The organism is uncultured Haliea sp. (assembly GCF_963973825.1).
Lineage (GTDB): Bacteria > Pseudomonadota > Gammaproteobacteria > Pseudomonadales > Halieaceae > Haliea.
In genome coordinates this window covers 178,747-189,165 of sequence record NZ_CAXBAE010000008.1, presented here as the reverse complement: position 1 = coordinate 189,165, position 10,419 = coordinate 178,747, and the positions used below count along the sequence as shown (strand labels likewise).

Annotated in this window: 9 protein-coding genes; 3 read left to right on the top strand and 6 right to left on the bottom strand. The window is 60.6% G+C overall.

Translation table 11 applies throughout. The features are described from left to right. Positions 1-40: 40 nt before the first annotated feature. The gene (locus tag AACZ17_RS11330) at positions 41-1,165 is read right to left on the bottom strand and encodes a hypothetical protein (protein WP_290746108.1); all 1,125 of its coding nucleotides are present in this window, start codon (positions 1,163-1,165) and stop codon (positions 41-43) included. A 136-nt stretch (positions 1,166-1,301) separates the two neighbouring features. Further along, complete coding sequence (locus tag AACZ17_RS11325; protein WP_290746105.1) at positions 1,302-1,835, bottom strand: DUF4158 domain-containing protein; 534 nt, start codon at positions 1,833-1,835, stop codon at positions 1,302-1,304. A 134-nt stretch (positions 1,836-1,969) separates the two neighbouring features. On the opposite strand from AACZ17_RS11325, the gene AACZ17_RS11320 reads away from it, so the two are divergent. Both AACZ17_RS11320 and AACZ17_RS11315 read left to right on the top strand, forming a co-directional pair. Continuing rightward, positions 1,970-2,557, top strand: a complete 588-nt coding sequence (locus tag AACZ17_RS11320) for a hypothetical protein (protein ID WP_339638258.1) — start codon at positions 1,970-1,972, stop codon at positions 2,555-2,557. 141 nt (positions 2,558-2,698) lie between these two features. Beyond that, a complete protein-coding gene (locus tag AACZ17_RS11315; protein ID WP_290746099.1) occupies positions 2,699-4,951 on the top strand; it encodes a TonB-dependent receptor in 2,253 nt (750 codons plus the stop codon). Positions 4,952-4,963: 12 nt separating this feature from the next. Here AACZ17_RS11315 and AACZ17_RS11310 read toward each other — a convergent pair whose 3' ends face one another. Continuing rightward, the gene (locus AACZ17_RS11310) at positions 4,964-6,772 is read right to left on the bottom strand and encodes an arylsulfatase (RefSeq protein WP_290746096.1); all 1,809 of its coding nucleotides are present in this window, start codon (positions 6,770-6,772) and stop codon (positions 4,964-4,966) included. Beyond that, complete coding sequence (locus AACZ17_RS11305) at positions 6,773-7,159, bottom strand: hypothetical protein (protein WP_290746093.1); 387 nt, start codon at positions 7,157-7,159, stop codon at positions 6,773-6,775. Positions 7,160-7,290: 131 nt separating this feature from the next. On the opposite strand from AACZ17_RS11305, the gene AACZ17_RS11300 reads away from it, so the two are divergent. After that, positions 7,291-8,361, top strand: a complete 1,071-nt coding sequence (locus AACZ17_RS11300) for an MBL fold metallo-hydrolase (protein WP_290746090.1) — start codon at positions 7,291-7,293, stop codon at positions 8,359-8,361. Between the two features lie 5 nt (positions 8,362-8,366). On the opposite strand, the gene AACZ17_RS11295 is transcribed toward AACZ17_RS11300, so the two are convergent. Continuing rightward, positions 8,367-9,752 carry a DsbA family protein gene (locus tag AACZ17_RS11295; RefSeq protein ID WP_290746088.1) on the bottom strand — a complete coding sequence of 462 codons (1,386 nt, stop codon included), beginning with the start codon at positions 9,750-9,752 and terminating at the stop codon, positions 8,367-8,369. Positions 9,753-9,772: 20 nt separating this feature from the next. Then, positions 9,773-10,363 carry a TetR/AcrR family transcriptional regulator gene (locus tag AACZ17_RS11290; protein ID WP_290746085.1) on the bottom strand — a complete coding sequence of 197 codons (591 nt, stop codon included), beginning with the start codon at positions 10,361-10,363 and terminating at the stop codon, positions 9,773-9,775. Positions 10,364-10,419: the final 56 nt, after the last annotated feature.

Genomic DNA, 10,419 nt, shown 5'->3' with positions numbered 1-10,419 from the left:
GCTTGGGGCATGGCGTATTATCGCAAAATTCCAGACTTATTCAGAGTATCCTTAGTATTGTGTTGAGGCGTAAATCATACCCCGGACCTAACTGGACTGAACTCCTGGCATTTATCCAAGTGCGAAGATTCAGTATCTCGCCTGCTACTTCATTATATTTTTCATTCTCACAAAAAGGAGAGTCTTTCACGCAACCTGAGTCCCAAAACGTTAAATACCAGGGTTGGTTGCTGCCGTTCTCTTGTGTGCAGTCGGATCCTACGAAAGGTGGAATACCTGACAGTGTCTTTGTACAGCGCTTTTCGTAAGAAATGATATCCATAAAACGTATTGTATCGCCAGTTACGGCATGAATCATGATTTGATAAGCGCCTACTGACACTCTATAGACTGGGACATAGGTGCCATCATTGAGATCAAAGCTAATCACAAACCCTTTCTGGTGTGGACTGAAGGGATCTGGCATCGAACGGTCAATCCAAACTTTCTCAGCAAGATCCATCAAGACCTGCTCTGACAACCAACTTCTCGGGGCGAATTCCGGATTATCAGGGTTAGCTGTAACAATATTCAGGGAGATCACGTTCCCAGATTCGTCCATGTCTAGATGCGAAGCAGATTCGAGTGGTGTGTCGCCAATCAATTGTCGGAATACAATACGTACCCCGCCGGATACGACTTCATCAACCTGAAAAGCTAACTCATGGAGACCTTCAAATATCGCATCATTATCTTCCAGAAAATCATTTATAATATTTCGATCTGAAACTTGGGCCTCAGTTAAGTTTTTCTCTATTCTACCAAGTCCATTTTTTGAAAAGAGGTTTACAACGCGTCCTGTAACGTTTCGACGGTCAATATTCACTCTAGTCTCAGTTTCCAGTAGCCGAGTATATTTTCTCGACATGTCTTCTGATTTATCTGTTGTAGTTGGTTCCGCAATAACACTTCTAGAATCGATCGTGAAACTCTTCCCCGGATCAGTGCTTTTGGGTGGAGTTGAACCCTTGACGATTTCCTTTGATTCGTCGAGGACACCGAATTGGGCTAAAGCAGTATGGGAGACAAATGCAAGAGCCGTGGCAATCAGTAAACTAAACACTAACATTAAACTACTGTGATGTGAGCGGCTTAAAATCCTCACCACGCAAAGCTGTAGCTCCATGTATAACCCCCTATGTGCCTGACTCTAGTGTCAATTGCACTTCAGAACGAGATTCTTATCACTAGTGGGGGAGCAGAGGTGCAACTAGCTGCAATCACACTCCTTTCAAACACCGTAGTGAAGCTCAGGTGGGTGGTCAAGTTTTTAGTAGGTAGTCACGGACAATTTTACGCGCACTGTGCTGGACATTTTCAACGGCGGACTGCTTGGCCAGACAATTGATCGATTCATCGAAGAGGAATCGAGCCTCGATAAAGGCTGCTGCTGACGCTGCAGCACGTCTGTTCAATCCCGCTTCGCTGTCATCATCAAACGGCTGGTAGTCAAATAGCTTAAATATGTGGAGGTACATCCGCGTTTTCTGGGCGGGCGACAGGTTCTCGCGCTTGAGTTTTACGCCGGGGAAAATTTCGGTAGCGATAAACTGCAGATCATCCCTTACATCACCATAGCGGAGGTTTAAAACAACAGGTTTGACCTTGAAATAGCCCAGCAACAGGACAAAGTAGACCCTGTTGTAATTGTCTCGGAATGAGCGCAGGGCATCGACTTCAGGGTCATTGAGGGAAAAGTAGTACCGCTTCTGTTCATGAGCCAACTTCGGTGCGCCATACAAGTCCTGAATTTCTGAATCCAGAAGGATGGTGAGGCGTTTGCTTTTCAGGCTCATTCGGGAATCCAAAACGCCCGATCTTAGCCTAACCGGCTAAAAATCAGCCAATTCAGGGGAAAGTCAGAAAGTAAGGCACTCCTGAAAGCCTTGCCCGGCCTGGGTTTCAGGGCGATGTGAAAATTGCGGCGGGGATGTCTCTAGTACCCCTTTCTGCGCCGATGGTGACCCTGGGCGACACCGGCTTTCTGTCGACAGGGGGTGTTCCCTATGCGCCGGACAGCGACCAGTTCCGACAACGCTTTCCCTACACGTTCAACACTGTGCAGCCCTACGAGTTCTACGGCCTCGTAGTCACGCTCGCAGAGGCCGACAGCAGTTCCCACAATAGTCGAAGCGCCTTTGGTGAACGTCTCGGACAGGCAATGGACACGGTCATTCGGAGCCACGTCAATGGCGCGGCAGCCATTGATACCCGCGACGGCAGCAAGGCAACCCAGGAAGCCTACCTGCAACGGGTGCAGCAGATGCTCAACGCCATGCGCAGCGTGCGGGTGAACAACCTCTTCAGCGCCACGGCGGGTGCCAGTGGGGCCAACAGTGACGACTATCTCGCAACACGGGTCTATGCCGGTGTGCACCTGCCGGCACTGGGTACAGGAGGGTCCAGTGCTACCGTCATGCGCGGCTCGAAGACCTGGTCGGAACTGATCGAGGCTGGGTCGAACATGGGGCTGCCTGTCCCCTACGAGCTGCTTTGGCGGCACACAGTGACGCCGTAGGCGCTCTACCCCGGCGGTGCAGCGCTGCGCCGCCGGCCCCGCCACCCCCGCTTGCCCTCCCGCCGATTACGGCATATCCTCTGCCATTATAATATGGCACAGTGTATGCCGTAATTACAGAATAATGCGAGGACTGCCACCATGCAGACACTACGGCCACTGGTCGCCGCGCTCTCCCTGTGCAGCTGCGGTGCGCTTGCCCAGGCTGGCGTGTTGGAGGAGGTCATTGTGACGGCGACCAAGCAGGCCGAAAGCCTGCAGGACATCGCCGTCACCGTCAGTGTCTTCACTGAGGACGCCATCCAGCAAGCCAACATTCGCGATGCTTCGGATATCGCCATCCTGACGCCTGCGCTGAATATCAATGCCAATATCAGCCCCTTCAGCAGCCGCATTTCCATACGCGGCATCGGCACTCCCGGGTCCTCGTTTCTTGAGCCCTCCGTTGGCACCTTCGTCGACGGGGTCTACCTGAACCGCTCGGGTCTTGCCGTGTCGGACCTGGTCGATGTCGCGCGCATTGAAGTGCTGCAAGGCCCCCAGGGTACGCTGTATGGCAAAAACACCAACGCCGGGGCCATCAGCATCACCACGAAACGCCCCAGCTTCGAGTCGACCGAGGGGCACCTGGAGGCCACCGCCGGCAACTATGCGATGGGGCGCGTCACCGGCGCACTCTCGGGGCCGCTGAGCAACACCCTGGCCTATCGCGTCGCAGGCAACGTGCATCAACGGGATGGCTACCTGCAAAACCTGGCCGGAAAGGACCTCAACGATGCCGATGAATGGAGTCTCGTCGGCAAGTTGCTGTGGGAACCCGACGATCGGTTCTCAATGCTGGCCAAAGTCAGCCATGTCCGACGCGATATGGACTGCTGCGCACCGGATTCAGTGCACGACCCGCGGGCCGAGCAGGCGATTATCGACCGTGGACTGCCCCCGCTGGGCACTGACCCCTTCGACCAGAGAACCGCGCAGGACACCCTGACCCCATTCAAGCAGGACTCCAGCGCAGTGTCCCTGCACATTGACTACGACACAGGCTGGGGAACGCTGCAATCGATTACTGCCTGGGACGAATACGACGTCGATTCGTCACAGGAGACCAGCCGTTCGGTGCTGGACACCACCTTCCTCAATCAGCCGCAATCCGGCGACAGCCTTTCCCAGGAACTGCGTTTCAGCAACAGCAGCGACCGCATTGACTACATGGCCGGCCTCTACTATTTCCAGCAAACTACCCGCGAGTTCGAGGGCGAACTCAGCGCCCTGGTGGGCGATGATGTCGGTGTCGGCACACAGATTTTCGGCCCGCAACTCGGGTTTATCGCGGCACCGGGCGACAGCGCAATCCAGGACAACGTGTTCCACACCGATACAGTCGCCCTGTTCAGTCGCGCCACCTGGCACGTGGGTAGTGACTGGCATCTCACCGGCGGACTGCGCTGGAGCCGGGAAAGGAAAGAGGCCGACCTGTTTGTGGAGGTGACCTCGACCGCGCTGACCGCGCGGGACCCGGCCACGCTACCGGCGCCGCTGCTTGCGTTGCTCGCACAGCAGGGCATTTTCCCGCCCTTCTCGCTGCTGGCTGCCGCACGCCCGGAAATCGATGAACGCTTCAGCCGCGAGTCCGGGAATGTCGACTGGCTGGCCAGCGTCAGCTACGACCTCAACCCGGACACGCTGCTGTTCGCCAGCGTCTCCACCGGCACCAAGTCCGGCGGCTTCAACGGCGTGGCAGGCGCAACGGATGAACGGGAGTTCGATGACGAAGACACGACCAGCTATGAACTGGGCGTAAAAAGCACTCTGCTGGATGCGCGCCTGCGCATCAATTCAACGCTCTTTTTCACAGCGATCACCAATCTGCAGAGCTCTCAACAGGCGGCTTCCGGCCTCGGGCAGGTGACCCGCAACCAGGGCGAGGCAGAGGTGTCGGGCATTGACCTGCAGGTGGACGCACTGCCGCTGCCCAACCTTACCCTCAGCCTCGGGCTGCAGTACCTCGATACCTACGAATTCACGGCCGGGCCTGACCAGGGGCTGAACCTGCCCTTTGTCGCGGAACTCAGCGGCAGCCTGGCGGCAACGCTGGTGTTCCCACTCGCCCATGGCAACCTGTACCTGCGCAGCGACTACAACGTCATGGGAGACCACTGGACCAACTCCGCCAGCGCGGCACAGCTGGAAGCCAAGGACGAACAGAACCGCGAGAACCTGAACATGGCGCTGGGCTGGCGTAACGACCAGTGGAACGTCAGCCTGTGGGGCAAGAACCTGGGCGATGAAGCCTATGCCGTGCAAACCCTCACGCCCTACCCGGTAACGGATATGGATGCCTACTTCCTGACACCGCCGCGCACCTGGGGCATGACGCTGCGCTACGACCTCTAGCAGTGCCCGCGGCTAACGCGGCGCCGAGCGCCGCATGCGGTAGGCGACGTAGAACGGCAGCAGTACCAGCAGGGACACCAGCAGCACCCGCAGCGCATCCGCGTAGCGTGCCTTCACCGTATTGGTGAGCAACTGGCCCATCTGGGAGTAGCCGGGCGGCTGCGGCAGCACGCCATTCTCGGCCTGAAAACGCTGGTAGCTTAACTGCATGGCCTGGAAGCGATCGGGCTGCTGCGCGGCAAGGTCGACGACTTCCCCGGGATCGCTGACGATGTTGTAGAGCCGCCACTGCCCATCACCCAGGGGTGGCCGGTTCAGCACCAGTTTATAGTCGCCCTGGAACAGGGCCGCGTGGCCCGTGAGTTCGTACCCCACCGCATCCTGCTCTGCATAGACGCGCTCCCTGTCGCCGGTCAGCAGCGGCGTCAGATCGCGTCCCGTGATCGGCTGCACGGGCTTGCCGGCGTAGCGTGCGCCCGGCAACGGCGTGCCGGTCAGGGAGAGAATGGTCGGCGTGATGTCCGTCGCCCAGGCGAAGGCCGGCGTCAGGGTGTTGTGTCGCGGCAGCGGATCACCGGCGATAATCAGCGGCACTCGCATGCCGCCCTCCCCGGTATAGAACTTGTAGAACGCCAGAGGGCTGGCAGCCGCGCTGGCGAAGCCGGGGCTGATGGTGTTGTAGCTGCCCCGCAGGCCCAGGCGTTCGTAATCCACGTGGTACCCCATCATGGCCGCACCGAAGCGTGATGACAGGGCCTCCTGGTTCGCCGGGCCACTGCCCTCACTGCCGTTGTCGGAGGTAAAAATGAACACAGTGTTGGCGTATTCACCATGGGCCCTGAGGTAATCCACAAGGCGGCCAATATGAAAGTCCATGGCTTCAATCATGCCCGCATACACCGCCATGCGCTTCGCTTCGTAACGTCTGCGGTCTGCCGTGAGCGCGTCCCAGTCACCGCGGGATTCCATCCACTGCAGCGCGGTCTGCGGCGGCACAATCCCCAGAGCGATGGCCCGCTGCAGGCGCGCCCGGCGCAGTTCATCCCAGCCTCCGTCATAAACACCCTGGTAGCGGTCGGTAAAGGCCTGCGGCGCCTGCACCGGCATGTGTACCGCCATGAAAGGGACATAGGCAAAGAACGGCTTGCCGTCCTGCAGGTTGCTGTCGATAAACTCGATGGTTTTATCGATCAGGAAGCGCGACGAGTAAAAGTCTTCCGGCAGCGTGGTCGGTTCTCCATCAGCGAACCAGTTGGCCCGGTCATACAAGGGCAGGTAGGGGCGCTGCTCCCAGTTGTCGGCACCGGAATCCATCAGTGCGACGGTGCGCGAGAAACCCCTGCGGCTGGGGCGTTTGTCTGGGCTGGCCCCCAGGTGCCACTTGCCCGCCATGTAGGTGTGATACCCCGCGTCTTCCAGCAGGGTGGCGACGGTTACCACGTTGTCCCCCAGCACGCCCTGGTAGTGCGCGTGCCGGCGCTGCTCCGGTGCCAGCATCTCCGGGATATTGGGCACGCCAGCCAGATGGTTGTTGACGCCGGTCAGCAGCATGGCCCGCGCCGGGGCACAGTTGGCGGCGGTGTGGTAGTTGGTGAACCGCACCCCCGTTTCAGCAAACGCGCTCAGTGTCGGTGTCTGCACCTCGCTGCCAAAAGGCGCGATATCGGTGAAGCCGAGGTCGTCGGCAAGAATGAACACAATGTTCGGTCGCGGGTCGCGCGCACCGGTCAGCGCCTCCTCTGCCGCAACAACGCCGTACATACCTGCTGTGAGCGCCAGCCCCGCCAGCGCCGCACAGCACCGCCTGTGGCGGTCTGTCACTCAGTCCGCCTCGGGCAGATAGCGTGCGGCGACCAGTAGCAGCAGCGCGATGATGACCTCGGGGGCGATCAGCTGCAGGGCCAGCGCGGCGTCGTGCAGCAGCCACGCCAGTACGCGGCCCACTGCGGCAAAGGCGAGCAGCATGATGGCCGGGTAATACCAGAGCCTATGGCCACTGATCAGCGCGATCAGCATGCAGGCGCCCAGGGTCAGGAAAAACCCCGCCAGGTCCCCAACCTGGGAACTGAGGCCGATGCCTTCCTCGAGGGTCAAACCAAGCATGGGCGCGACGCCGGCGGGCGCAATCAGCCAGCGCACACCGGTCACGATAAACAGCAGCGCTGGTACCAGTACCAGTACGCGCAGGGCGTTTTGTGTCATGGGCATGAATAAACCTCCTTGCGTGCAGCCTGCAACGGCAAAGCCCGCCGGCCGCGTATTTTTTGACATGTTTTATGTCATTATGTAGCCTGATCTGTGACCAGTCCACACCGCCTGCGCGGAAACAGGAGAATGCCATGAAAAAGTCTGCTGTCGTTATCGGTGTCGCACTTGTCCTGGCCGCCATCGCCTACAGCCAGCGCGCCAACATTGCAGCCCGGTTGCTGGAACAGGGCCTTGCATCACGCCTGGGTGCCAATGCGCTGGCAGAACTCGAGGATGGCCTGCACCTTGCCCTGTGCGGCGCCGGTGGCCCACTACCCGCCCCCGATGCCTCCGGACCCTGCGTCGCCGTGGTCGCCGGCGCAGCGCTGTACGTGGTGGACGCGGGCACCGACGGTGTGCGCAACCTGAGCCGCATGGGCTACCCGGTCGGCGACCTGCAGGGCGTGTTCCTGACCCACTTCCACTCCGATCACATCGACGGGCTGGGCGAGATGGGCACCCTCCGCTGGGCCAGCGGGGATAACGACAGCCCGCTGCCGGTGTACGGCCCTCCCGGTGTGACCGCGGTTGTCGATGGGTTCAACCTCGCCTACGCACAGGACTTCAGCTACCGCCACCAGCACCACGGCGACAGCGTCGCTCCGCTGCGCGCGGCGGGCCTGGGCGCCAACCCGTTTGCCATGCCTGCCCTGGGTGAACTCACCACGGTGCTCGACGCAGGAGGGCTGAAAGTAGAGGCGCTGGCGGTTGACCACTCTCCCGTGGAGCCCGCGGTGGGCTATCGTTTCAGCTACAAGGGGCGTTCACTGCTGATCACGGGCGACACCGTGAAACTGGCCAATATCGCGCAGTTTGCCCAGGGGGTAGACCTGCTGGTGCACGAGGCGCTGGCGCCCAACCTGGTGAACCTGATGCACGACGCCGCCCTGCAGAACGGCGACAACGTACTGGCGAAGATCACCCACGACATCCTCGACTACCACGCCAGCCCTGTAGACGCGGCAGAAACCGCACGCAGTGCGGGTGTCGGGCACCTGCTCTACTACCACATTGTGCCGCCGCTGGTCGTCCCCGGCCAGGAGACGCTGTTCCTCAACGGCGCCGGGGATATTTTCCCCCGTTACACGGTCGGCAAAGATGGTGTGTCGTTCTCACTACCGGCGGGCACAGACGCCATTGTGCAAACCCGCGGCGGTCTCTGACGGTATCACGCCGCGTCCGGCGCGCCGCGTTGCAGCTCACGCTGTATCGCGCGCGCCACCAGCCACAACCGGTCCTGGCCCCATAACGCGAGCAATGGAGCGCCCTGCGCGTCAAGCAACCGGAAGCTCGGCACACCCCACAGTCCGGCCGCGTACATGGCCAGGCGGTTTTCCTCCAGCAGGGGCTCCCATCCCGGCTGCCCCAGGTGGGCGCTTGCGGCCTGCCAGTCGAGACCGGCTCCTTCCACCACCTTGCGCAGACCGCGGTCATGGCAGGTGTTGGTGCCCAGGGCAAAGGCGTGACGCAGGAAGCTCGACAGCAAGGCGTTGCCCTTGCCCTGCTCTAGCGCCCAGGGATACAGCGAATAGCAGCGCCTGGCGGGCTCTCCAATCGGATCATGGAAAATGCCGTAGGCCACGCCGGCTGCCCGGGCTTCGCGGGCGGCATCCATAAAAATATAGAAGCCTTTCTCGCGTGTAGCGGGCACCCCGCGCATGACCATGGGCAGTACCGGTCGCACCTGCAGGGTGACACCTGCGTCGCGGGCCAGCTGCACGGCCCGGTCAAACACGATCGCCGTATAGGGGCTGCGCAGGGATACGTACATCTCCAGGGTCAGTGTGCCGCTGTCGCGCAGTTCGCCCACATCGACCTCCGGCCGTGGCACCAGCATCGGCTCACCTGGCTGCCGATCCGCACCGAGGCCCGCGAGGCGTTTTTCCAGGTGATACAGGCGATCCACACTCCAGTACCACTCGCCACCGTAATACAGCATGGCGCCGGAATAGTGCTGCAAATTCGCACGCCGCTGGTTGCCGGCATCGAGTACGGCACGCAGCTGCTGCGCCGACGCCTGTCCGTGCTGTGCGGCGAGCAACGCGAGGGTCTCCGCATCGCGCGCCCACAGCGCACTGCCCACGGCAGACGCGAGTGTGGCGAAATCCGCCGATGACTGGGCCGCAAGAATCAATGACGCCTGCTCTACCAACGCGGCAGCCGGCGGTTCCGGGTGGTGAGGAAAGGCAAGACCATACTCCGGCGCAACGTGACAGGCATCGTTGCGCGACAGCTGCAGCAGCAACTCGGGCTCGGCCACGTTACGGCCCTGCGGCCCCTCTACCAGATGACAGTGCAGTTCGATGGCATAGCGCGCAACCAGTCGCGGCAGCACCTGGGCCATAAGGTGGCTGTAGCCGTCATCAACCTGATGGAAATACTCGACCCGGTGGGGTGCCCCTTGCCTGGCACGGCGTTTTTCCGCTTTGGCACGGCGCCTGTCGACGGTGCCGGGGCTGAACAGATGGGTCATCAACGTGGAGGTGATCCATCGCGCCACAGGGCTCGGATCCATAGTGGCAGCGCCACCCTGTTCCTTGAATTGCTCGGCCATGGGCTACCCTCTGTGGCGATCTACCGGTCGGGGATCAGGCCCCGGAGAAGCTTCGTAACGATGGCGGTGCTGTTCTCCTTGCTGAGCCCCTGATGCTCACGCAGGCGATGCCACATTTCAAACGAGGCGATCGCGTCGACCGCCTCACGCTCATCGGCTGGCAGCGCATGCAGCTCAGGGAGCCAGTCATTGAGGTTGTGTCGCAATCCACGCAGGGCGCGCGCATAGTTCCTGCGCAGGAACTCATAGCGCCAGCGCTGCGCTGCCGTGGACAACATCACGTTGCAGATCTGCTCATAGGCATTCGCGTAGCACTCCACCGCATGCACCAGGCGTTCATCCAGCGTGCCCGCGCGGTCGCCGCCGGTGAAGAGATTTTTCCAGGTGTCACCGAGTTGCCCATTGACCGCCTCGGCCAGCGCGCCCATGTCCTCGAAGTGTCGGAAGAACGAGCGAATGCCGACACCCGCGCGCTGGGCCACCTGCTGCGCCGTGGGCACCAGCACACCCTCCTCCATGAGAGCGACCGCGGCCTCGATAATGGCGTTGCGACTGCGCTCACTGCGCAGACGACGCCCGTCAGGTGCTGCTGTCTGCTCTGCTTTACCCATGATCCTCCCTGGCAGACTTGCCGGCGGGCATATAATGACACTTGATATGCAATATT